Origin of the sequence: Blautia sp. NSJ-175 (assembly GCF_022867815.1) — a bacterium.
Classification (GTDB): Bacteria; Bacillota; Clostridia; order Lachnospirales; family Lachnospiraceae; genus Blautia; species Blautia celeris.
On the sequence record NZ_JALIFQ010000011.1, the window covers coordinates 116,455 to 139,826 of the forward strand.

Here is a 23,372-nt window from a genome sequence, read left to right on the forward strand (position 1 = left end):
TGTTCTTATGAGAAATGAAGAAAAATAAGAAAGAGGTAGAAAACATGAAGAGCAAATATCGATTCAGGCGGATCCTTTCAGGGGTGATGGCGGCAGTCACCATCTTATCCACGGTCATTTCACCGTTGACCGTTTATGCTTCGGAAGAGCCGAAAACGGCAGAACCGCCAGCTTATGAATCCGTAAAGGATCTGCTGGATGAAGAGGAAGTGGTAAAAGCCAACGATCTGGAGCTGGAAGTCGGACAGGAGTTTGATGTTTCCAGTGACCGCACGAATCTGGAAATTAAGGACGAAAGCAAAGTCAAAGTGATATTCCAGAAAGCAGAGAATGACGCCGGGGAGAACTTCAGCACCAGCCATGCAGACACTTACCATGCCGTTTATTATGTGGAGCCAGTCAACCAGAACCACCCGGTTTATCAGATTGGGAGAAATCTGATCGTAAAAGAGCCTGTGACAGCAGCTCAGAGTGAACCGCAGACAGAACAGGCAGTTACCGAAGAGGATACAGGTTCTGATGATGAGGAAGCTGCCTCGCAGGAAGAAACTGAGACAGTGCCTGTAGAGACAGAAATTGTTGAGCCGGAGACAGCTGAATCTGAAACAGAGGAAGCGGAGACAGAAGAACCGGAAGAAACAGAATCCGAATTTCAGGATGGACTTTCTGAATCCGAGTTTGATGCCGCATTAGAGGAATCCGAAACGGAAAATACAACCGATGCAGAATCCGGGCTGACACTCAGCGATGTTCTGGAGCAGGCAGGGGAACAGGATATTGACCTGATAGCAATGGAAGATGGGGAAACCGTTTCATTCACCGCAGTCAATACCAGTACAAGAGCAACCCAGGACGTGAATGTGACAAGAGGGACTGCATACTATTATGCAGACTACGGTTTGGGCTCCTATGTAACCTATAAATATACCGTTAAATTTGGAAATGTGTCTGCAACTGCCTACTGTGTGCAGCCATCCAAAGCGGGACCTGGGGATGGTGTTTACAAGATCACCAAACTGGGTGACAGCAAAGCACTGGCAAAAGTGTGCTACTACGGTACCAAAGCATCCGGTGAAAATGGATTTTTTTCTGAGAAACATCCTGATTTTTCAGCCGGAAAACAGTTTATCATTGTCCATCTGGCAGCATCCTATGCAAATAACAGCGGTGACGCTTTTTCTGGTACGAATGCAACCGGACAGGCTCTGGCAATGGAACTCTACAATTACTGCATGAGCCAGCCGGAGATCCCGGAAGTGGACATGAGTTTCTCCAATGCAGATGTTACCGCATATATCAGTGGCAACAGCCAGAGAACAGAAGAGATCACCTTCAAGGCATCCGAACTGCAGACCATCACCATGAAACTGCCGTCCGGTGTCAGACTGCATAATGTGACAACCGGAAAGACCAGCAGTGTAGGTGCATCCGTGGAAATCTGCGGCGGTACCAAATTTTATTTATCCGCACCGCTGACACAGGCTGTGGATGTCAAAGGGGAATGGTCTTCCACCATGAAAGGAAGCATCATCAAAGACTACTCCGCTTATAAGATCACCACCGGAAGCGAGACACAGGACCTTGCCCTGGTATTTGGCGAGGGCGTGACCGATGAGAAATATGTGGATTTTAAAGTTTCATGGGTAAAACAGGCAACTCTAGAAATCGTAAAAAAGGACCGCAAGAGCAACAAAGCCATCGCAGGTGCAGTCTATGGCGTTTACAGTGACAAGGACGGAAAGAACCTGATCACGAAGATGCCGGCCACAGATGACAACGGAGCTTCCAGCGTTACGATCACAAAAACACAGGATACCGTATACCTGAAAGAGATCTCCGTACCAAACGGATACCTGCTGGACACTAAGGCTTACGATGTGAACCTGGTCATCGGCGGCACTGTAAAACAGACCGTTACTGATGCTGAACAGATGGCAAGCCTGACTGTTTATAAATTAGGGGAAGTTCTGACTGGGGCAAAGGTAACTGATGATGGTGTTTCCTTTGTTTATACCGAGCAGAAACAGAAAGGTGCGGTTTATAACGTTTATGCCGCGTCGGACATTGTATCCGCAGACGGAACAGTAGTCTACAAAAAAGGCGCATTAGTCAAAGCCGGACTTACCACCGGAGATGACGGAAGTGCCACACTGGATAATCTATATCTGGGGAAATATGTAGTAAAAGAAATGCAGGCACCACAAAATCTGGTATGCACAGGCGAAAGCCAGGAGATCACCCTTTCCTATGCTGGAAGCAACGTAGAAAAGGTCATGGGAAGCGTGACATTCAAAAATGACCGCCAGAAAGCAAGCGTAAGTGTATACAAGCAGGATAAGGAAACCAGGAAATACCTTCCGGGCGGCACTTATGGTCTGTATGCCGGAAATGACATCAAAGCAGCGGACGGAACCATTGTGGTCAAGAAAGATACTCTCATTGAGAAAGCAGTGACCGGAATAGACGGAAAAGCCGTATATCAGGCAGACCTGCCGATAGCCAACAGCTACTACATGAAAGAGCTGGGTGCACCAGCTGGATATGTGAGAAACGGCGAGGATGTGTACTCCTTTACCTTCCAGTACACAACAGACAAAGAGGCAACGGTTTCTTTCAACCATACGTTCCAGAATGAGCGGATCAATGCGAAGATCAAACTGGTAAAAGAGGATTCCGAAACCGGAAAGACCGCACAGGGAGATGCAACCCTTGAGGGTGCTGTTTACGGATTGTATGCCCGTGAAGATATCGTACATCCAGATGGACAGACAGGTGTTCTTTACCCGGCAGGAACACAGATTGCAACCCTGACTACGGATACAGAGGGAAATGCAGAAGTCGCAGACCTCTATCTCGGAAAGTATTACGTTAAAGAACTGACTCCGCCTGTCGGATATCTGGCAGACCCGGGAGAACATGATCTGGAGTGTAATGACGAGGGAGATCTGGTTCAGACGGTAGAACGTACCGTAACTTCTCTGGAAGATGTGATCAAACAGCCGTTTCAGGTCATCAAAGCCGCCAACAACGGAAAGACCGATGCCGATCTGTTAAAAGGTGTGGGATTCAGTGCATATCTGGAGAGCAGCCTGAAGAAAAATAAGGACGGTTCCTATGATTTTACATCCGCTACTCCGGTCGTGCTGACTGCAGACGGACAGACAGAAATGTTCACGGATGAGCGTGGATATGCATGCTCCATTCCGCTTGCATACGGGACTTACATTGTAAGAGAAACCACCACACCGCACAACTTCAAACCAGTTGATGATTTCAAAGTTGTGATTTCAGAGAACAATCCAGAGAAACCGCAGGTATGGCGTGTGCTTCTGGACGAAGAGTTTGAAGCAAAATTAAAAATCGTCAAAAAAGATGACGAGACAAAGAAATCTGTTCTGGTTCCGAATACTGAATTTAAAGTATACGATCTGGATAACAAGAAATATGTAGAACAAGTGACTACTTATCCATCCACTACGGTACATAAATCCTATTTTACGGATGAAAACGGATACCTGATCCTGCCACAGAATCTGGCTTGTGGAAATTACCGCATCGAAGAAGTGACTGCACCAGATGGATATACCCACAGCACCAATACCGTGGAAATCAAGGTAGACAGTGATACCGCATACCAGGAAGATCCGGTCAGCGGTGACCTAATCATCGAGGTGGATTTTGAGAACCACCCAGCTAAGGGCAGACTGACCATCCGCAAAGAAGGCGAAGTAGTCAAAGGTTTTGATAAAGACTTTACTTATGAGGAAGCCAGCCTTGCAGGAGCCGTGTTTGAAGTTTACGCCTCCGAGGATATCTATACCGCAGACCATCAGACAGATGAGAACGGCAACCGTTATCTGGAATATGCCAAGGACACACTGGTGGCAACGGTAACGACCGATGAAACCGGAAGTGCCGTAATCGAGAATCTTCCGCTCGGAAAATACCGTGTAGAAGAGAAAAAAGCACCGGAAGGATACACCTGGAATGCCAAAGGAGAAAAGGTAACCTTTACCTATGCCGGACAGGATACCCCGGTTGTAGACGAAGAAGTGACATTTACCAATGAACGCCAGAAGGTAAGCATCACCGTGGAAAAACAGGATGCAGAAACCGGAAGCGTGGTAGCTGGAGCCGTCTTTGGTCTTTATAATAAGAATGAGATCAAATCCGGTGACAATGTAATCGTGAAAGCGGACACCTTATTACAGGAGATTACAAGCGATGAAAAGGGACAGGCACACTTCACCCTGGACCTGCCGCTTGGAACTTATTATGTAAAAGAAATTTCTGCACCGGACGGTTTTGTATCCTCTGATGAGGTACTGGAATTTGATGCCACCTATCAGGGACAAGACATCCAGACCATTAAACTGAAATCGATTAAGAAGAACCAGCCGACGACCATCGAGGTGACAAAATCCGATCTGACAACAGGCGTGGAGTTGAACGGAGCATCCCTTTCTGTTCTGGATGAGGATGGAAACGTGATCGACAGCTGGACTTCCGTAAAGGATGAGCCTCATGTGATCAAATATCTGACTGTTGGAAAAACCTATATCCTCCGTGAATCCCTTGCACCGCTTGGTTATTTAAAGACTACGGATGTGAAATTCACCATCGAGGATACCGCAGAAATACAGAAAGTGGAAATGCAGGACCATGTACCGAAAGCACTGCTGATCGTAAACAAGAAGGGCGAATTTCTCGATAAGATCACCCTGCTGGATAACGTCAAAGGTGTTGTGGAACATTTCTTTGAGTACATTACAGGAAGCCTGACAGACGTTACCTTCGAAATCCGTGCTGCCGAAGATATCAAAGCAGCTGATGGCGTAAGCCCGGACTATTATTCCAAGGACGAACTGGTAGCAACTGTAACTACCGATGCAAACGGTGTTGCAGAAGTATCTGACCTTCCGGTTGGAAAATATTATGTCAAAGAGGTAGGCACAGCATATGGTTATATCCTGGATGAAGAACCACGATATGTAGATCTTTCCTACCGCGATCAGGATACCCCGGTTGTCGTATACGATGAGGACTGGCAGAACAACCGCCAGAAGGTGAAAGTGAACGTCCTGAAGAAAGAAAAGGATACCGACCGTGTATTAAAAGGCGGCATCTTTGGATTGTACACTAGGAACGACATCCTGTCCGCATCTGGAAAGGTGCTGATGGAAGCAGATACCCTGATCGAGTTAAAAACAACAGATGTAGATGGAAAGATTTCCTTTATTGCAGACCTGCCGATTGACGGAACCTATTATGTGAAGGAGCTGTATGCACCGGATGGATTTGTTACCACCGGAGAAGAACAGGAATTTGTTTTTGAGTACCAGGGAGACAAAGAAGCAGAAGTGTCCTATGAGTTCGTATTTGAAGATGAGCCGACAACCGTGGAACTTTCCAAAACCGATCTGACCACAGGCGAGGAACTGCCGGGAGCCAGATTACAGCTGACGGATGAAAACGGGGCTGTTGTTGAGGAATGGACATCCACCAAGGAGCCGCACATCATCAAAGAATTGGTTGTAGGAAAATCGTACACCCTGACAGAAACCAAGCCGGCCGATGGATATGCCACTGCGGAAAGCATCACATTCACCGTGGAGAATACTGTAGAGATCCAGAAACAGGTAATGGAAGATGATGTGACCAAAGTGGAGATCAGCAAAACGGATATTACCGGAGATAATGAGATCGAAGGAGCCAAACTGACCATCACAGATGAAAATGGCAATATCGTAGAAACCTGGACTTCCGGTAAAGAGCCGCATTATATCGAAAAACTTCCAATCGGTAAATACACCCTGAAAGAAGAGCAGGCTCCAAACGGTTATGTCGTTTCGGAAGAGATCACCTTCGAGGTGGCAGACACCGCAGAGATCCAGAAGGTAGCCATGAAAGATGATACCGCAAAGGGACGTCTGATCATTGAGAAAACGGACAAGGATACCGGAGCTGCACTGAAAGGTGCGGAATTTGAATTGAGGGATGCCGATGGCAAAGTGGTAGAAACCCTGACCACTGATGAAAACGGTCATGCAACCAGCGGACTGCTTGCAATCGGAACTTATAAGGATGGCAAATTTGATAAGGTAGCCATTTATTATCTGGTTGAGACCAAAGCACCGGAAGGATATCAGATGGATGAGACCAAGCATGAAGTGACATTTACTTATGTAGATGACAAAACCCCAGTGATTGAAGTCATCCAGAAAGTGACGAACGAGAAGCTGCCGGAGGACACCCCGTCTGTAAGTAACCCGAAAACAGGCGATGACACCAACCTCTGGTTTCCGGCCCTGTGCCTAATCCTTTCCACAGGCGGTCTGATCGGCATGGGTGTGGCATCCAGAAGAAAGAAGAAAAAAGGGGGCAGATAGGCTGAAACAATTATATTTTGCGTATGGAAGCAACATGGATCTGGACCAGATGGCATATCGGTGTCCACAGGCGGAGATGGTAGAAACCGTCCGCCTGGAGGGGTATCGGCTGACCTTTGCAGCCGCAGGAAGCGGTCTTGCCACCATCTTCCCGGAAGAGGGAAGCCATGTGGACGGCGTCCTCTGGTCACTGACCGGGGACTGCGAAAAGAGCCTAGATCTTTATGAAGGCTATCCTGATTTTTACGACAAACAGGAAATCACCGTCAAGAATAAAGGCGGAAGAGAGATCAAAGCCATTGTCTATATCATGACAAAAGATTACATGCAGAACTTTAATCCGCCCGGACGGTCGTACCTGACCGGAATCTTAAAGGGCTGCAGACAGAACCAGATTCCGACAGAGCCGATCCTGAAAGCAGCCAGAAAACCGCCTGTGCCGGGACAGACGCAGAAAAGCCAGCCAAAGAAGCAGAGGAAAGCCGGACAGGAACGATGAAAATCGCGAAAAAACTTTTTCAAACGGTATGCCTTGCAGCACTTTTCTTAAGTGCCGGGTTCCTGCTTTACCATATGGTATATCTCCCAATGGAGAACAAAAAGCTGGTGGCAGAGCTGAAAGGGAATTTCCCGGAGCCGGAAGCTCCGGGAGCCTCAGGATCTGAAAAGAAAGACCAACCAGCTGGGAGAAAATGCCCGGTGGCTGCGGTAGACCTTGTTTCTCTCCAGGAACAATACCCGGATGTGCAGGGATGGCTGACCATACCGGATACCGGGATTGATTACCCGGTGCTTCAGTCCGAACAGGAGAATGGGGAGTTTTACCTGAAACGGAATTACAAAAAGGAATATGACATCAACGGAAGCCTGTTTTTACAGGCAGACTGTAAAGTGTCCGAAAGCAGGAATCTCATCATTTACGGTCACAACATGAACAGCGGGGCGATGTTCGGAAACCTGGACTTATATGCAGGGGAAGATTATTATAACGCCCATCGTTTTGCTTATCTTCAGACAGAGGACGGCATTCAGGAGTATAAGATTGTCACGGTACTGAAAGCAGACCGGAATCTGTTCCCATTCCAGCAGAAACTTCCAGATGTGGTGGCCGTGCAAGAGTACCTAAAAGTAGCCAAGCGGAGGGAAGTGTTCGAAACCGGAGATGATTACCTGAAGTGTATATACGATAAGGTTTTGACGCTCGTCACGTGTTCATATGAATGGAGCGGTGCCAGGAATATCGTCCTGGCGGTGCCGGTTTCCGGGGCAGTGTGGAGTCAGAAGTGTTCGTAAGTACCCGAAAAGTGCAGAAAATGAGACAAATAATGACCGCATGGACAGGGATGTGTTCAAAACAGGGGAGTATATAAAGGGTGTATGCCAGGTATATTCAGATGGAAAATGTGTTCAAAAGTGGAAACTTTGGTAAATACTCTACGGAATATCAGCGAATGCTCTAACAAAAAGTGTCTGAAAGCCCCCAAAAAGTGTAGAAAATGAGACAAATGATGACCGCACAGACTGGGAAGTGTTCAAAACAGGGGGATTATGTAAGGGTGTGTGTTGGTAGTATTCAGGTGGAAAAAAGTGTCTGAACGTACTAGAAAAGTGCAGAATGTGAGACAGCTCATAATCCAGATCCGGCAGGAAGTGTTCCAAAAAGGAGTGCTTTCTGCTGGATCTATTTAGTTTATAACGAGCAGCGAGTTTTGACTCGTTGGAAAGGATGGTAATAATTATGAAACGATTTTATACAGCAGAATCCGTAACGGAAGGACATCCGGATAAGCTCTGCGACTTAATTGCAGACAGTATTCTGGATGCGTGTCTGAAAGAGGACGAAAATTCCAAGGTGGCCTGCGAAGTGCTGGCTACTAAAGGGAACATCATTGTGGCAGGAGAGATCACCAGCCGATATGAGCCACAGGTGTTTGAAATCGTCAGAAAGGTGTTGGAGAGTGCAGGCTATGAAGCAGATGGAATCCATATGGATGCCCTCATCCACAAACAGAGTCCGGATATCGCCGGGGCAGTGGAACGTTCCAGAGAACGCAGGACAGGAACTGTTTCTGTTCAGAGCGGACTTGCCAATGGAGCCGGGGATCAGGGAATCATGGTGGGATACGCCTGCGATGATACGCCGCAGCTTATGCCGATGCCAGTGGTTCTGGCGAACCGCATTGTAAGAGAACTGTCTGCAAGCCGTAGAAGCGGATATATCATGGGAATCCTGCCGGACGGAAAAGCACAGGTGACCGTGGAATACGAAGATGACAGACCTGTCCGTCTGGATACGGTCGTTGTGTCCTGTCAGCATGAAAAGGAAAAATCCCTTCGGAAGCTGGAGCATGAGATCCGGGAGAAAGTGCTGCGCCCGGCACTCCGCATGCTGCCGCCGGATGAGGATACCAAGATCCTGATTAATCCATCGGGCAGATTTGTGTGCGGAGGTCTGGATGCAGACACCGGACTGACCGGAAGGAAGCTGATGGTGGATACCTACGGTGGTCTGGTACCGCATGGCGGCGGTGCATTTTCCGGGAAGGACTGTTCCAAAGTTGACCGATCCGGGGCGTATATGGCTCGTTACATCGCCAAAAACATGGTGGCTGCCGGACTTGCCAGCCGATGTCAGGTGTCCCTTGCCTATGCCATCGGGGTTGCCCAGCCAGTCATGGTGCAGGTGGATACCTTTGGAACCGGAAAGATTTGTGCGGATGACTGCCTCGCCGCTGCGATTCCTCTGGTGTTTGGGCTTACCCCAAGCCAGATTAGTGACACCCTGCACCTGAAGCGGCCGATCTACCGACAGAGTGCCGTGTTCGGGCATTTTGGAAGAAAGGAATTCCCGTGGGAGAAAACGGATAAGGCAGAGCAGCTCCGGGATACCGTGATGTAATGCCGTGGATTCCGGAAGAAGAGATCAAACGGGCAAGGGAAATCACCGCCATTGAGTACCTGAAGAAATACCAGCCGAACCGCCTGAAAAAATCTTCAGCCAGAAATGAATGGGAGCTGACAGACCACGATAGCTTTAAAATCAACGAGCTCACCAGCCAGTGGCACTGGAAATCCAGAGATATCGGGGGAACCAGTGCCTTAAATTTCCTGATCCATGTAGATGGGTGTTCCTTTCTGGAGGCAGTGCAAATGCTGAAAGATGAGTATCCCACCTACATCCCTCCGCCTGTGGAGACAAAGCCCAAAAAGCTGTTTGTCCTGCCGCCAGTCAGCCCGGACTGCCGCAGGGTGTTCCGATATCTGAAAGAGCGCGGAATCAGTGGAGAGGTCTTACAGCAGTGTGTTCATCTGGGAATCCTCTATGAGAGCCTGCCCTATCACAATGCTGTGTTCGTAGGCCGGGACGAAAATCAGGTGGCAAGATATGCTTTCCTGCGTGGGATTTACGATGCCAGCGGAAAGGCTTTTAAGATGGAACAGGCTGGAAGCGAAAAGGCATACGCTTTTTGTGTTCCGGCACAAACAGGATGCAGACGGGTTGCCGTTTATGAAGCCTGTGTGGATGTGCTGGCGCACATGACACTGGAACAGGGAAGCCGGGATAAGTACCGTCTGGAGCTTGGCGGGATCAGTGCACCAAAAGAAGGGCAGAGCCAGCGGAGTATGAAAAAGCCGCAGGCACTGGAACATTTTCTGTCCCAGCACCCGGAGATTACCGAGATTGAAGTATGTACCGACAATGACTTTGCCGGACGGTGGGCGTGTGAACATATCCGAAAAGCCTACGAGGGAAACTATCGGATCATCGAGAACCTGCCGGAGATCGAAGGGGCAGACTGGGCAGATATGGCAAAGATGGCTGCCCGAACACCGGAGAAACGGCAGAGAAAGGAAGTGAGGTGATGCCTATCAAAGAAAAAATAGAAGTGGAAATGCTGTCCCCTCTGATGGCAGAGTTTATCCCGGACTATTCAGATATTGTGGATCTGGATGATGCGGAACCATTGGAAGGACCTGACCTGGTGCAGTATCAGCCATCTATAGCAGAAAAGGTTGACGAGATCAACCGGCTCGGTATGCCTGACAACCAGCCATGCAACCTGATTGATTATTTTGACCGAAATAAGGACATTAAGGAAAAAGTGGAACGCATTACAATGGCGGTAAAAGAACAGGATGGTGTTTTATATGGCTGTGCAAACTTGACACTCCGGGAGAATCTGACACCAGAGGAATACCGTGTGGTGGGGCAGTATCTGAGAGGCCAGTACAGCGATGGCTGGGGAGAAAGTCTGGAACAACGGGAGATCAAGGTAGACGGCGGTGAATTATACTTACATTTCTATGTCGGTGCCGGCTCGGATTTCCAGATACAGGTGAAAGCACCAGAAAACGAGATGCAGGAACAGCAGCCGAAACCAAATCCGTCCCGTCCGAAGCTGAAGCTCTTAGGGCATGACGGAAATATTTTCTCAATCCTTGGGGATGCCTCAAGATTGCTCAGATGTGCCGGGATGTCCGAACAGGCCAACGAGATGGCAGACCGTGTCCACAAGAGTGGCAATTATTATGAAGCACTGGGAATCATCAGCGAATATGTGGAAACCGAACTGTCGGATCACCGTGAACAGCGCAGAACAACGAGAAAAGAAGTACCAAAAAAAGAGGATACCTGCCGATGAGCAGTTCCATAGATAGAAGCACTTCCAGAGAAATCTGGGAAATAAGCAAGAGGAAGGATGATGCCTATGGGAAATACCCTGAAACTGGAAGATCTTTTAAAACCGGACTGTCTGCCGGATGAGTCTGCCGGAGGGGAGAACTGGCGTATCTTGCATGGGGATACCTTAAAGCTGGTAAAAGGATTCCAGCCGGGGATTTTTGATGCAGTCGTGACCGATCCGCCCTATGCGTCCGGGGGAACCAAGCAGAATGAACGCAACCGCACCACCAACCAGAAGTATAGCAGCATGAAAGCAGAGAATGCCCTTCCGGACTTTGATGGGGATAACAAGGATCAGCGTTCCTGGACCCACTGGATGGCAGAATGGCTGTACGATGTGAGGAAAGCCTGCAAGAGAGGGGCTCCGATCTGCCTTTTTATTGACTGGAGACAGTACCCGTCTATCACCGATGCCCTTCAGTGGGCAGGCTGGATCTGGAGAGGAACTGCAGTCTGGGACAAAGGAAATTCCCGTCCGCAAAAAGGCAGGTTTCGCCAGCAGGCAGAATACATCGTGTGGGGAAGCAACGGTCCGATGCCAATCAACCGCCCGGTGTCCTGTCTTCCGGGTGTGTTCCGTTATGGGAATCCCCAGAACCGCATCCATGTGACAGAAAAGCCGCTCCAGCTGATGAAGGATGTCATCCAGATCTGCGAGCCGGGCGGCCTGATCTTAGACCCGTTTGCCGGAGCTGGCACGACCATCCTTGCGGCGACAGAGTCGGGCTATCAGGCAGTCGGCATCGAAGTGACGGATGCATATTATAAGCTGGGAAGCGACCGTGTCCGTATCGCACTGGAAGCCGGGGCAGAAGCAGAGAATAAAGAACCACAGTAACCGGATGTCTGCCAGACATCTGAAAAAAGGAAGAAAAGAATCCAGATGTCCACAAGACATCCACAGAGCCGGAATGCTTTGTGGGTGTTTCTTTTTGGAAAAACGCCGGGCAGAGGAAACTTGTCTGGTCAGGAAAGGAGATGGTCGTATTGGAACAGGCACTTGCTTATGTCTGCTGCTCTGCAGAAGAGGGAAAGACCAAAGTACAGCGGTACTGCCGGAAGATCTACGAACTGGGATATGTGCCGATCTGTCCGCAGTACAGCTTTTCCCCATTCCTTGATGATGGGGATGCGGAGGATATGCAGGCTATGCGGAGAATGTCCCATCAGATCTTAAGACGGTGCAGGATGGTGGTCGTCTGCGGAAAAGAGACCACCGGGACGATGAACACGGAGATCAGCATGGCTGACAGACTCCATATCATCTGTACCACGCTGGATGGGTTAAGCAAAATCAAAGAAAACGAATAATTCCGAAAAACGATAGGTTCAGAGGGGACGAAGCAAAATGCGACTGGTTTTGCAAGCATAGCGTTTGGATATCCAAACGCACTTTGGGGAGAACCCCAATCCCCCATATCGAGCCGTAAACAGACGAAAGGAGAACGAAGAAATGTTAGGATTTATACTTGGCACAATGACCGGAGGGGCAATGGGCGTGTTTGCAATGTGTTTACTGATCTCAGGAAAACGGGAGGATGAGGCACTGGAGCGGTGCCGGATGAAACCAAAGGAGATCATTGACCACGGCGTGTGCATCTGTTTTGTAAACAGTCAGGGACAGGAACTGTTCCGGCTTTCAGACGGGGAGAGCCTTGTGCAGAATGCCCCAAATGGAGAGCGGAACGTATCCACCTGCCATTATCTGGATGCAGAATCTGCCATGATCGATGGGAAGAAATGGAACCTTCTGGAATTTGCGAAAGAGATGGAGAAAAGAGGAATCATGCTTGCCCCGATGGAACTGTGCCGGGTACCGAAAAGGGGGTGAGGCCTATATGAAGAAAAAGATTATTGCTGCAGCCGTAGCCATTGGCGTGCTGACAGGATTCCTGATCTGGAAAAACCGTGAAATGTAAGGAAACGATCAATAACCCGTTGGAAAGCAGGTGAAGAGATGAGAAAAAGAAACCATGTGATACCAGTCCGCCTCAATACAAAGGAGCTGCGTTTTCTGGAAGAGCAGGTAGAAAAAAGCGGCCTGTCCCGTGAGGAATACATCCGTTCCATTGTCATGGGCGGCGAAGTCCGGGCAAGACCCTGTGAACATCATACCGAACTTTTAAGGAAAGTATCCGGTCTGTGCAACAATGCCAATCAGCTTGCCCATGTAGCCAATGGATGTGGGATGGCAGGGGAAGAGAATATTCGGGAAATGCTCCGCATGACGAAAGAGACATGGAGGCTGGTCAAAGAGGAATGGTAGCCGATGGCATACACCAGTATCATCCCGGTCAGCCGTCTGGACAATTCCATTACTTACATTCGAAACAAGGATAAGACCACAAAGAAAGGACAAAGTGCCGGCTCTCTGGAAGAAGCTATTCAATATGCAATGAACCGGGACAAGACGGAGCGTTCCATTTTTGAGAATGCCATTGGCTGTGTCTGTGAGACTGCTTATCAAGATATGGTAGATACAAAGAAACGATACAACAAGATGGACGGGGTGCAGGGCTTCCATCTGGTGCAGAGCTTTGCCAAAGGGGAAGTCACCCCGGAACTTGCCCACCAGATTGGCATGGAGCTGGCAGAAAGACTCCTTCAGGGAAAATATGAAGCTGTCATCACCACTCATTTGAACACGGAGCATTACCACAACCATATCGTGTTTAATTCCGTGAGCATGAAAGATGGGAAAAAGTACCATAGTAACAGCAGGAGCTACTACGAGGATGTGCGGAAAACTTCGGATGCCTTATGCCTGAAATACGGCTTATCAGTTATCGAACCGAAAAATGGCAAAGGGAAATCTTATGCCCAGTGGATGGCAGAACAGGACGGAAAGCCAACCTGGAGAACCTCGATCCGTCTGGATATCCGTGATGCGGTGGCAGAAAGCTTCACATGGAAACAATTTCTGGACCAGATGAAGCAGAGAGGATATCAGTGGAAGCTGAATCGGAAGTACATCGCATTGAAAGCACCGGGGATGGAACGGTATATCCGTCTGCGGAGCCTTGGGAAGAATTACTCAGAAGAGAGCATCCGGCAGTGGATCTTACAGCCCAAGAGCAGGACAACTGCTGGAAAAGAAGGAGCTTCCCAGCCCCCGAAAAAGAAGTTAAAAGGGATACAGGCCCTGTACTATTCCTATTTGTATCAGATGGGTGTTCTAAAGCAGAAGCCGAAAAGAATCTCCCCAGTGCTCCGGGCAGATATCCGAAAACTGGATGCCAGGATCGAGCAGATGGAATTTCTTCAGAAGTATCAGATTACCACCCGTGAAGAACTGATGGCATACCGAACCCCGTTGGAAGAACAGGTGCAGGCACTCACAAAAGAACGGAAGCGGCTCTACCGGAGCGAACCGGACAGTGTTAGGATCGGTCAGATCACCGAAAAACTGAGGCCGCTTCGGAAGGATATCCGTCTTTGCATCCGGATCGAACAGCAGTCTAAAGAGATGGAAGAAAAGATGCGTCTGGCAGAGCAGATCCAGAGACAGGCAGAACAGACGGAGAAAAACAGACAACCGAGAACAGAAAGCAGGTGAACAGTATGAATTATGGAGGCGATGCGGCGGATCAGATCGTCCGGTATTCCTTGGACGGCGTGGACCACGGGCTCAGACTTTCGGGTACGCTGGCAAAGCATCTGGCGGTATTTGTTGCCGCCGTATTAAAAGACCAGAAGAAAACGAGGGGCAGAACCCGGATGGTGCGGATGTTAAAGGAGAACAAGCCATTGAAGTTCTTTACTGTGCCGTCTGACCGCTTGCGTGAATTCTGCAGTGAGGGCAGGAAGCGAGGGTTGCTCTATGTGATTATCCGTGATAAAAAGAACCCGGAGATGAGCGAGGTCATGGTCTTTGCGGATGACGCAGCCAAGGTCAACCGGGTTATGGATAAGATGAATCTTGATTTTGTAAGAAGTGAAGTCGGGGAAGCTGTCCATGAGGTAACCGCTGGAATGGAAGCACCGGAAACCGAAACAGTACAGAAAATCGTACAGATGCCAGAGGGCGAGGTGCAGTTTGAGATCAGCGATCTGGACGAAGCATTCCAGGTCGGTGACATGGATTTTTCTCAAGGAGAGAAGAATCAGAATCATCCTGAAAAGGAGTCTTCCGAACCGGAAAATTTTATCCCGGTGCAGGAAGAGGGGGAAGAGAATCTGTCCGGCTTTTCCTTGCACAGCAGAAATATTTCTACCGGGCAGGAAAACGGGACTGATGGAGCAAAGCCAAGGGAACAGGAGCGTCCCAGTGTCCGCCGGGAGCTGGAGAACATCAAACGGGAGAAAGCAGAGGAATCCCAGAAGCGGAGCCGGGAAAAGAACCGTGGACCAAAGAAAACGCAGAAGAAAGCGAGAAATAAACGAAAGGTGAAAGCGAGGTAGAAGATGGACCTGACAAAATTTTTAGGGCAGGACACGCAGGAACCGTCCGCCCAGCGGCTATCGAAAGAGGAATATGCCGCACAGAAAAAGCAGGAGAGGGAAGAAATCTGGGGCATGATCGATGGAAAGGCACAGGAGATCTTCCAGAATGGGGACTCCTTAAAAGGATTCCTTGATTTTATGGGACAGTGTAAGCCACAGAGGACAGACAACCTGTTCCTGCTCTATGCACAGAACCCGGAGATCCGGCAGATTAAGACCTTTGAAAAATGGAAAGAAGAAGGCAAAGTAGTCAAGACCGGAAGCAAGGGATACAACTTCATTGTCGGACAGGAATACGAAAAGGATGGTGTCATCCAGCAGGGATACTCCATCCAGAAAGCCTATGACATCAGCCAGATTCGCACCAAACAGCCGGAAGAGGCGGAGCCAAAACCGATGGACCAGTTGATGGAAGCACTGCTGACCGACAGCGAGGTACGGATTCAGATCGCAGACAACCTGCCGGATAAGGTACAGGCACAGTATATCCCGAATCAGCGGACGATCTATGTCCGAAACGGCATGAGTGAAAATACAACATTCCATTCCATCAGCCGGGAACTGGCGTATGCATCTCTTGACCATCACGATGGAAGCTACAGCCGGGCAGGGGTAGCGGCACAGGCTTATTGTGCGGCGTATGTGACAGCACAGAAATATGGCGTGGATGTCTCCGGCTTTTCCTTTGACAAGGTATGCGAGATGCAGGCATTCGGACAGAAAGATCCGAAAGAACTCCGCTCCTTTATTCAGAATGTAAAGAGCGCAGCCTATTCCATCGGCAAGCAGGTAGACCGCAACCTCGGCAAAAGTGAGCAGGAATTTATGCCCGATGAATTTGCCGTCCCAGAGGAGAAATCAGAGAAACCAGCCAAGAACAAAAAGTCCCCGGAACGCTGATAAAAGGGGTTTTTCCGGCTCTTTTGCAGTAGCTTTCCGGGAGGAAGTGTGGTATGTTGTGGTTGAGAAAAAAGAGGAAAAAAGGAGGCTCGCCTATGACAAGAATGCGATATGTAAAGATGGACCGGATCATGAACCATATGCTGATCCATGCCCTCCGGGAAGTGTTCCGGCAGGAAAAAGAACAGGGGCTTCCGGTGGATACCACACGGGATCTGGTTCTGAAGCTGGCAGAGCAGGAAGAAGGAAAGCTCTACCTGACAGAAGCTGAACACACCAAATCTGTAGAAGCTTTAAACAAGCTCCGGGACACATACCTGAAAAACGGACGCTATTCCGATGGGATCGACAGTGTCCTGTTAAAGATCATGAAATCCAGATACCGCCGCCCATACCGTGGACGGGGAAGATAAAGAAAGGATGTGGTACGAATATACAGAAATATGACACAAGAAAGAATAGAAGCCATGAGGAGAAGATATCCGCCGGGAACAGAGGTCACGCTTAACAGCATGGAGGGGGAGAGTCACATGCCACCCGGCTTAAAAGGTAAGGTGGATATGGTAGACGATGCAGGGCAGATCCACGTAAACTGGGAGAATGGAAGCAGCCTTGCCCTCGTTCCTGGAGTGGACAGCTTCCACATCACGGATCTGCCGAGAGCAGAGAGGCCAAAACAGCAGCCATCCCGGTAACAAACAGCCGGAAGTCAGACTGGGTGATCTGGCTTGCCGGACTGCCTGTCATCTGGTGGGCAGCGATCCTGATTGCGGATGCTATTCAGCCGGGCAGGAATCTTTTTGAGCTGATGGAGGTTCTAACGGAAAAACTGAACCACCCCTTCCAGCTTCATTATACGGAATATACCATCAAGTCGGTGCTGGTCTGCACGTTACTTTACGCAGCCGGGATCGGCATTTTTTATTCCAGCCAGAAGAACTACCGCAGAGGGGAAGAACATGGTTCCGCCAGATGGGGTGATGCCCGGCAGATCTGTAAGAAATACAGCCAGAAGCCGTACTCCCAGAACATCCTGCTGACGCAGAACTTCCGCATCAGCCTGGACACCCACGAGCACCGCAGATGTCTCAACATCCTCGTGGTGGGAGGCTCCGGTGCAGGAAAATCCAGAGGCTTTGCCCTGCCGAACATCATGCAGTGCTGCTGCTCGATGGTCATTACAGACCCCAAAGCCGAGCTGCTCCGAAAGACAGGCGGTCTGCTGGAAAAGAAAGGATATGAGGTGCGTGTCTTTGACCTCATCAATCCCGACACATCTTTTTGCTACAATCCATTCGAGTACGTCCACGATGACAAAGACGTACTCCGTCTCATTTCCAATCTGATACAAAACACCACACCCAAAGGTTCCCAGTCCTCCGATCCGTTCTGGGAGAAGAGCGAGACAGCACTGCTTCAGGCACTGATGCTGTATCTGCTCCATGAAGCTCCGCCGGAAGAACAGAACTTCGCCATGATCATGGAGATGTTAGGCTCGGCACAGGTAAAAGAAGAGGATGAGGACTACGAGTCCCCTCTGGACATTTTGTTTGACCGTCTGGAGATGCGGGACCCGGACAGCATTGCCGTCAAGCAGTACCACATTTACAAGCAGGCGGCAGGAAAGACCGCCAAGTCCATCCTGATCAGTGTTGGTGTCCGTCTGGCAGCCTTCAACCTGCCGCAGATCGCCAAGCTGACCAATACCGATGAACTGGATCTTTCCAGCATGGGCGAAAGAAAAGTTGCCCTTTTCTGCTGTATTCCGGATGCGGACACCTCTTTGAATTATCTGGTAGGTATGATCTACAGCCAGCTTTTCCAGACTCTTTATTATATGGCAGACCGTGTGCATGGCGGTGCCCTCCCGGTTCCGGTCAACTGCATCATGGATGAGTTTCCAAACGTATCCCTGCCAAATGAGTTTGAGAAGATCCTGGCAACCTGCCGTTCCCGTTCCATTTACTGCAGCATCATCATCCAGAACATGAGCCAGCTAAAGGCTCTGTTCAAGGACTCCTGGGAAAGTCTGGTGGGCAACTGCGATGAGTTTTTGTACCTGGGCGGCAATGAAAAAGAGACACACAAATATGTATCAGAATTACTGGGGAAAGAAACCATAGACACCAACACCTACGGGCAGACCAAAGGAAAATCCGGCAGCTACTCCACCAACTTCCAGCAGAGCGGAAGGGAGCTGTTACAGCCGGATGAAGTCCGTATGCTGGATAACCAGAATGCACTTCTGTTTATCCGCGGGGAACGGCCCATACTGGATGCCAAGTATGACCTGATGAAGCATCCCAACATCCGGTATACCGAAGACGGCGGTGCCGGCCCGTTCAACTATGCGAAAGCACCGCTGGCACATGACGATTTTACCTTTGACGAAACAAGATATAACGACTACGAACTGCTTCTGGATGAGGACATCATCGGGGAGCTTTTTTGATTGGAGGAATGCCGATGAATTTACTGAAAAATAAGAAACACACAGAAACCAGGAAAGAGACCGCACCGCTGAAGATGAAGAGAGGGCAGAAGAAACTGTTTGCTCTGTATGCAGTCATGGTACTGTCGATCTGCATTGGGGCGACCTGCGTTTATGCCGCAGGCGATCCGCTGACCGTAGTCAATAACCTGTCCACGTTTATCTTTTCCCTAATCCGTGCCATTGGCCTGATCCTGCTGGGATTTGGTATCGTGCAGGTCGGCCTGTCCTTAAAGAGCCACGATCCGAGCCAGAGGGCAAACGGATTTCTGACACTGGCAGGCGGTATCATCATTACTTTTGCAAAAGAGATCCTGGACCTGATCATGGGATAGGAGAAGAGACCAGAAGGGGAGCCATGCGAAATGCCGGCTCCCTGTTCACTTTTGCAGGATGGGAGGTGAAACTGTTTGAGTAATAACTGGATCGTACAGAATCTAAATTCTGCCTTGCAGACCTGGAGCGATAAGCTGGCTGAGATCTGGACACTGCTGACGCAAAGCCCGGAGAATTTCAAGGGCGGGGCGATCTGGAGCGTGATGACGAACATCAATGGTGGACTGAAAGCCATCGGGTACGGCCTGCTGGTTCTGTTCTTTGCGGCGGGGCTTGTGAAAACCTGTGGGAGCTTCACGGATATGAAAAAGCCGGAACATGTAGTGAAAGCCTTTATCCGTTTTGCACTGGCACAGGGAGCCGTCATGTCCGGCATGGAGCTTCTGACGGCAATTTTTTCCATTGTGCAGGGAATCGTGGCAAATATTATGTCCCATTCCGGGATGGCAGGTGGAACGGTGACGGAACTGCCCTCAGAGATTGTGGACAAGATCGAAGCAGTCGGGATGCTGGAATCCATCCCTTTGTGGATCGTAACCCTGTTAGGCAGCTTGTTAATTACCGTGCTTTCCTTTGTGATGATCCTGACTGTATATGGAAGAATGTTCAAGCTGTATATGTACACAGCCATCGCACCGATCCCGCTGGCAACCTTTGCCGGGGAACCAACCCAGTCTGTAGGGAAGAACTTTATCCGTTCCTACGCCGGGGTATGTCTGGAAGGTGCCATCATCGCACTGGCCTGCATCATCTTTTCGGTGTTTGCGGCGAGTCCGCCGGCCGTCGGGGATACCAGTCTGTCTGCTGTGACGATTGTCTGGAACTACATCGGGGAGCTGGTCTTTAACTTACTGGTACTGGTCGGGGCAGTGAAGGCATCTGACCGGATCGTAAAAGAAATCATGGGATTATAGGAGGCAGAAAGGAATGGAAGAACCAAAGAAATTAATTTATGACAGTGGAGAGCAACCAGAGGAAGTATTCTTACGGGTCAGCGGCTACTTGGACAGAGACCGCCTGTATGTCGGGATTTACCAGACAGAGTATGGCTACCCGGAACTTTTTTCCGACCTTACGGTGAACCTGCACCATGCTCCGCTGAACGGTGTGAACGAAGCCTATATCGACCACAATTTCAGCAAAGAGCATCTGCGTTTTATTCGGAAATACAAGCTGGGCAGGGTACTTCCGGAGACCGCAGTTTCCGGTTACTGCACCTTTCAGAAGGTCGCCTTTGACCTGAAGAAACTGGCAGAATATGATCCGCAGGGAACCAGAGAATTTATGGAAAGCCACGGCATCCAGATTTCGGATGCACCAAAGCAGAAACCAAAGAACAAATCACAGAGAGAAAGGTAGAAAACAACATGGAAGTGAAAATGAATAAAGAAATCCGAGACTATCAGGAGTCAATGTTCTGGGGCTTAAGTTTCCGGCAGTGCTTATTTTCGGTACTGGCGATCCTGGCAGCCCTTGGGATCTATTTCCTCACCCGGAAATATGCCGGGGAACAGGTAACCGGATGGCTGTGTGTGCTTGGGGCGGCTCCCTTTGCAGCCTGCGGTTTTTTCCGTTACCACGGCATGACGGCAGAACAGTTCGCATGGACAGTCATCAAATCCGAACTGCTGTACCCGAAACGGCTGGTATTCAAATCGGAGAACCTGTACTTTTCCTGCATGGAAGAGAGCCTGCGGCTGGGTGAAAAAATGATGGGAAACGGAGCGGAGCTTCTGGAGAAGAAGCGGACGAAACAGAAGAAACCAAAGAAGCCAAGAGGAAGGGGTGATGCCTTTGATTAAAACCCTGAGTCAGACACTGAAACAGGACAAAGAAAAATTTAAAGTACCGAGGTCTGTCCAGCAGGCAATCCCCATCCGCAAGATCTGGCCGGATGGGATTTTTCAGGTAGAGAGTAAATTTTCCCGGACATTCCGGTTTACGGATATCAATTATTCCATTGCCAGTAAAGCGGACAAGATAGAAATGTTCCTGGATTATTCCGAACTTTTAAATGCACTGGATTCCGGCTGTACTGCGAAGATTACCCTGAACAACCGTAAGATCAACAAAGAAGAGTTTGAACAGTCCCTGCTGATCCCAATGAAAGGGGACGGGCTCGATGAATACCGGAAGGAGTACAACGACATGCTCTTGTCCAAGATCTCCGGTACTAACAACAGCATCTACCAGGAACGCTACCTGACCGTCAGTGTCCACAAAAAGAACATCGATGAAGCCAGGACCTATTTCGCCCGTGTGGGAACGGATATCATCACCCATCTGGCCAAGCTGTCCTCCATCGGGGAAGAGCTGGATGCAGAGCAGAGGCTCCAGATCTTCCGGGACTTTTTCAAGGCAGATGTTCTGCAGAGTTTTCCATTTGACATGAAAGCCTTTGCGAAAAAAGGGCACAGCTTCAAAGACTGGATCTGCCCGGACACGATGGAATTCCACAACGATCATTTTAAACTGGGTGAGCAGTACGGAAGAGTCCTTTTCATGGAAGATTACGCCAGCTATGTGAAAGATGAGATGATCTCCGAACTGTGCAGCCTTGGCAGGAACCTGATGCTGTCCATTGACATCATCCCGGTGCCGACAGATGAAGCGGTGCGTGAGATCCAGAATCGACTGCTGGGTGTGGAGACAAACGTGACGAACTGGCAGAGACGCCAGAATGCAAATAATAACTTTTCTGCCGTAGTTCCCTATGACATGGAGCTGCAGAGAAAAGAGACCAAGGAGATGCTGGACGATCTGACCACCAGGGATCAGAGAATGATGTTCGGTATCCTGACAATGGTACATATGGCAGACAGCAAGAAACAGCTGGATTCCGATACGGAAACCCTGTATTCCATTGCAAGAAAACATCTCTGCCAGATGGCAACCCTGAAATGGCAACAAGTCGATGGGCTGAACACCGTCCTGCCGTATGGCCTGCGGAAGATCGATGCGGTGCGTACCCTTACCACAGAGTCCACCGCTGTATTGATTCCATTTCATACGCAGGAGATCATGCAGCCGGGCGGCATCTACTATGGGCAGAATGCAGTCAGCAAAAATATGCTGGTGGCAGACCGCCGGAAGCTGTTAAATGGAAATTCGTTCCGATTGGGAGTCAGCGGTTCCGGAAAGAGCTTCTCGGCAAAAGAAGAGATCGTAGACCTTGCCCTTTCCACGGAAGATGACATCCTCATCCTCGATCCGGAGTCGGAGTTTGCTTCTCTAGTGGAAGCCTTAAACGGAGAGGTCATCCGGATCTCGGCAACCTCGGATACCCATCTGAATGCACTGGATATGGATTCTGCCTATGGCAATGACCGAAATCCTCTGATTGAGAAGTCAGAATTTATCCTTTCCCTGTTTGAGCAGCTCGTAGGAGCCGGAAACCTTTCGGCAAAGGAGAAATCCATCCTTGACCGCTGTACCGCAGATGTGTACCGGGATTATATGAGGGGCGGTTACAAAGGGCAGGTGCCGACCTTAAAGGACCTGTACCGACAACTCATGCTCCAGCCGGAGGAAGAAGCCAGAGGGCTGGCTCTGTCTTCGGAACTGTTTATCAATGGCAGTCTGAACACCTTTGCCCAGGAAACCAATGTCAACACGAAGAGCCGTATCATCGACTATGACATCCGGGAGCTGGGCGAACAGCTGATGCCCCTTGGCATGCTGGTCACACTGGATTCGATTTTTAACCGTGTGATCCAGAACTGGAAGAAGGGAAAAACGACATGGATCTTTGCGGATGAGTTTTATCTGCTGTTCCGCTATGAATACAGTGCGGACTTTTTCTACCGCCTGTACAAGCGTATCCGTAAGTATTCCGGATTTGTAACCGGACTTACCCAGAACGTTGAGGAACTTCTGAAATCCGATACCGCCCGCCTGATGCTGGCGAACAGTGAGTTCCTGATCCTTTTGAATCAGGCTACCACCGACCGGGATGAGCTGGCGGCACTTCTGAATATTTCAGACAACCAGTTATCCTACATCACCAATGTGGGTGCCGGCCATGGTCTGATCCGCTGTTCCGGAAATCTGGTGCCGTTTGAAAATTCGTTTCCAAGAAATACAAAACTGTATCGCCTGATGACGACCAAGCCGGGCGAAGCGTAAGAGC

General features: G+C 49.5%; 21 protein-coding genes. All 21 read left to right on the forward strand.

Annotation, left to right across the window (positions count from 1 at the left end; translation table 11 throughout):
• Window positions 1–44 precede the first annotated feature (44 nt).
• The 21 genes from MUB35_RS17820 (at window position 45) to MUB35_RS17920 (ending at window position 23,368) form a co-directional block, all read left to right on the forward strand.
• Window positions 45–6,389: an LPXTG cell wall anchor domain-containing protein gene (locus tag MUB35_RS17820; RefSeq protein WP_240577343.1), complete on the forward strand. Its 6,345-nt coding sequence runs from the start codon at window positions 45–47 to the stop codon at window positions 6,387–6,389.
• A 1-nt stretch (window position 6,390) separates the two neighbouring features.
• Window positions 6,391–6,888, forward strand: coding sequence for a gamma-glutamylcyclotransferase family protein (locus MUB35_RS17825; protein WP_255786099.1), 498 nt, complete (start codon window positions 6,391–6,393; stop codon window positions 6,886–6,888).
• Window positions 6,885–7,682 (forward strand): class B sortase, encoded by a 798-nt coding sequence (locus MUB35_RS17830; RefSeq protein ID WP_055155767.1) that lies wholly within the window; start codon window positions 6,885–6,887, stop codon window positions 7,680–7,682. The genes MUB35_RS17825 and MUB35_RS17830 overlap by 4 nt, the downstream gene beginning before the upstream one ends.
• Before the next feature lie 445 nt (window positions 7,683–8,127).
• On the forward strand, window positions 8,128–9,288 hold the full coding sequence (gene metK / locus MUB35_RS17835; protein ID WP_055267995.1) for a methionine adenosyltransferase: 1,161 nt from the start codon (window positions 8,128–8,130) through the stop codon (window positions 9,286–9,288).
• Window positions 9,288–10,253: a DUF3991 domain-containing protein gene (locus MUB35_RS17840; protein ID WP_240577344.1), complete on the forward strand. Its 966-nt coding sequence runs from the start codon at window positions 9,288–9,290 to the stop codon at window positions 10,251–10,253. The genes metK and MUB35_RS17840 overlap by 1 nt, the downstream gene beginning before the upstream one ends.
• On the forward strand, window positions 10,253–11,032 hold the full coding sequence (locus MUB35_RS17845; RefSeq protein ID WP_240577345.1) for a hypothetical protein: 780 nt from the start codon (window positions 10,253–10,255) through the stop codon (window positions 11,030–11,032). The genes MUB35_RS17840 and MUB35_RS17845 overlap by 1 nt, the downstream gene beginning before the upstream one ends.
• A 66-nt stretch (window positions 11,033–11,098) precedes the next feature.
• Window positions 11,099–11,911, forward strand: coding sequence for a DNA-methyltransferase (locus MUB35_RS17850; protein WP_227211274.1), 813 nt, complete (start codon window positions 11,099–11,101; stop codon window positions 11,909–11,911).
• A 149-nt stretch (window positions 11,912–12,060) separates the two neighbouring features.
• Window positions 12,061–12,384 (forward strand): DUF7768 domain-containing protein, encoded by a 324-nt coding sequence (locus MUB35_RS17855; RefSeq protein ID WP_019162195.1) that lies wholly within the window; start codon window positions 12,061–12,063, stop codon window positions 12,382–12,384.
• Between the two features lie 142 nt (window positions 12,385–12,526).
• Window positions 12,527–12,904 carry a DUF3789 domain-containing protein gene (locus MUB35_RS17860; RefSeq protein ID WP_240577346.1) on the forward strand — a complete coding sequence of 126 codons (378 nt, stop codon included), beginning with the start codon at window positions 12,527–12,529 and terminating at the stop codon, window positions 12,902–12,904.
• Between the two features lie 126 nt (window positions 12,905–13,030).
• Complete coding sequence (locus tag MUB35_RS17865; protein ID WP_015533354.1) at window positions 13,031–13,339, forward strand: plasmid mobilization protein; 309 nt, start codon at window positions 13,031–13,033, stop codon at window positions 13,337–13,339.
• Between the two features lie 3 nt (window positions 13,340–13,342).
• Entirely contained in the window at window positions 13,343–14,629 is a 1,287-nt protein-coding gene (locus MUB35_RS17870) for a relaxase/mobilization nuclease domain-containing protein (RefSeq protein ID WP_055155774.1), read from the forward strand.
• 5 nt (window positions 14,630–14,634) lie between these two features.
• Window positions 14,635–15,474: a PcfB family protein gene (locus MUB35_RS17875; RefSeq protein ID WP_117802434.1), complete on the forward strand. Its 840-nt coding sequence runs from the start codon at window positions 14,635–14,637 to the stop codon at window positions 15,472–15,474.
• Between the two features lie 3 nt (window positions 15,475–15,477).
• Window positions 15,478–16,416 carry an ArdC-like ssDNA-binding domain-containing protein gene (locus MUB35_RS17880; RefSeq protein ID WP_055155776.1) on the forward strand — a complete coding sequence of 313 codons (939 nt, stop codon included), beginning with the start codon at window positions 15,478–15,480 and terminating at the stop codon, window positions 16,414–16,416.
• Between the two features lie 95 nt (window positions 16,417–16,511).
• A complete protein-coding gene (locus MUB35_RS17885; RefSeq protein ID WP_055149034.1) occupies window positions 16,512–16,829 on the forward strand; it encodes a hypothetical protein in 318 nt (105 codons plus the stop codon).
• A 30-nt stretch (window positions 16,830–16,859) separates the two neighbouring features.
• Window positions 16,860–17,111 carry a DUF4314 domain-containing protein gene (locus tag MUB35_RS17890; protein WP_015513377.1) on the forward strand — a complete coding sequence of 84 codons (252 nt, stop codon included), beginning with the start codon at window positions 16,860–16,862 and terminating at the stop codon, window positions 17,109–17,111.
• Window positions 17,112–17,134: 23 nt separating this feature from the next.
• Window positions 17,135–18,868 (forward strand): VirD4-like conjugal transfer protein, CD1115 family, encoded by a 1,734-nt coding sequence (locus tag MUB35_RS17895; RefSeq protein ID WP_055155777.1) that lies wholly within the window; start codon window positions 17,135–17,137, stop codon window positions 18,866–18,868.
• 14 nt (window positions 18,869–18,882) lie between these two features.
• The gene (locus tag MUB35_RS17900) at window positions 18,883–19,242 is read left to right on the forward strand and encodes a glutamyl-tRNA amidotransferase (RefSeq protein WP_240577347.1); all 360 of its coding nucleotides are present in this window, start codon (window positions 18,883–18,885) and stop codon (window positions 19,240–19,242) included.
• 75 nt (window positions 19,243–19,317) lie between these two features.
• Window positions 19,318–20,157: a hypothetical protein gene (locus tag MUB35_RS17905; RefSeq protein ID WP_240577348.1), complete on the forward strand. Its 840-nt coding sequence runs from the start codon at window positions 19,318–19,320 to the stop codon at window positions 20,155–20,157.
• 13 nt (window positions 20,158–20,170) lie between these two features.
• Window positions 20,171–20,602 carry a DUF4313 domain-containing protein gene (locus MUB35_RS17910; RefSeq protein ID WP_240577349.1) on the forward strand — a complete coding sequence of 144 codons (432 nt, stop codon included), beginning with the start codon at window positions 20,171–20,173 and terminating at the stop codon, window positions 20,600–20,602.
• Between the two features lie 8 nt (window positions 20,603–20,610).
• Window positions 20,611–21,045: a PrgI family protein gene (locus MUB35_RS17915; RefSeq protein WP_173900529.1), complete on the forward strand. Its 435-nt coding sequence runs from the start codon at window positions 20,611–20,613 to the stop codon at window positions 21,043–21,045.
• The gene (locus MUB35_RS17920; protein WP_330638915.1) at window positions 21,038–23,368 is read left to right on the forward strand and encodes a VirB4-like conjugal transfer ATPase, CD1110 family; all 2,331 of its coding nucleotides are present in this window, start codon (window positions 21,038–21,040) and stop codon (window positions 23,366–23,368) included. Before MUB35_RS17915 ends, MUB35_RS17920 begins: the two co-directional genes overlap by 8 nt.
• Window positions 23,369–23,372 lie beyond the last annotated feature (4 nt).

Bases quoted from the DNA above. Each gene is read 5' to 3' on its own strand.
- MUB35_RS17850 (WP_227211274.1), top strand. From the start codon at position 11,099: ATGGGAAATACCCTGAAACTGGAAGATCTTTTAAAACCGGACTGTCTG.
- MUB35_RS17820 (WP_240577343.1), top strand. From the start codon at position 45: ATGAAGAGCAAATATCGATTCAGGCGGATCCTTTCAGGGGTGATGGCG.
- MUB35_RS17870 (WP_055155774.1), top strand. From the start codon at position 13,343: ATGGCATACACCAGTATCATCCCGGTCAGCCGTCTGGACAATTCCATT.
- MUB35_RS17890 (WP_015513377.1), top strand. From the start codon at position 16,860: ATGACACAAGAAAGAATAGAAGCCATGAGGAGAAGATATCCGCCGGGA.
- MUB35_RS17900 (WP_240577347.1), top strand. From the start codon at position 18,883: ATGAATTTACTGAAAAATAAGAAACACACAGAAACCAGGAAAGAGACC.
- MUB35_RS17845 (WP_240577345.1), top strand. From the start codon at position 10,253: ATGCCTATCAAAGAAAAAATAGAAGTGGAAATGCTGTCCCCTCTGATG.
- MUB35_RS17875 (WP_117802434.1), top strand. From the start codon at position 14,635: ATGAATTATGGAGGCGATGCGGCGGATCAGATCGTCCGGTATTCCTTG.
- MUB35_RS17915 (WP_173900529.1), top strand. From the start codon at position 20,611: ATGGAAGTGAAAATGAATAAAGAAATCCGAGACTATCAGGAGTCAATG.
- MUB35_RS17865 (WP_015533354.1), top strand. From the start codon at position 13,031: ATGAGAAAAAGAAACCATGTGATACCAGTCCGCCTCAATACAAAGGAG.
- MUB35_RS17840 (WP_240577344.1), top strand. From the start codon at position 9,288: ATGCCGTGGATTCCGGAAGAAGAGATCAAACGGGCAAGGGAAATCACC.
- MUB35_RS17860 (WP_240577346.1), top strand. From the start codon at position 12,527: ATGTTAGGATTTATACTTGGCACAATGACCGGAGGGGCAATGGGCGTG.
- MUB35_RS17885 (WP_055149034.1), top strand. From the start codon at position 16,512: ATGACAAGAATGCGATATGTAAAGATGGACCGGATCATGAACCATATG.
- metK (WP_055267995.1), top strand. From the start codon at position 8,128: ATGAAACGATTTTATACAGCAGAATCCGTAACGGAAGGACATCCGGAT.
- MUB35_RS17830 (WP_055155767.1), top strand. From the start codon at position 6,885: ATGAAAATCGCGAAAAAACTTTTTCAAACGGTATGCCTTGCAGCACTT.
- MUB35_RS17880 (WP_055155776.1), top strand. From the start codon at position 15,478: ATGGACCTGACAAAATTTTTAGGGCAGGACACGCAGGAACCGTCCGCC.
- MUB35_RS17910 (WP_240577349.1), top strand. From the start codon at position 20,171: ATGGAAGAACCAAAGAAATTAATTTATGACAGTGGAGAGCAACCAGAG.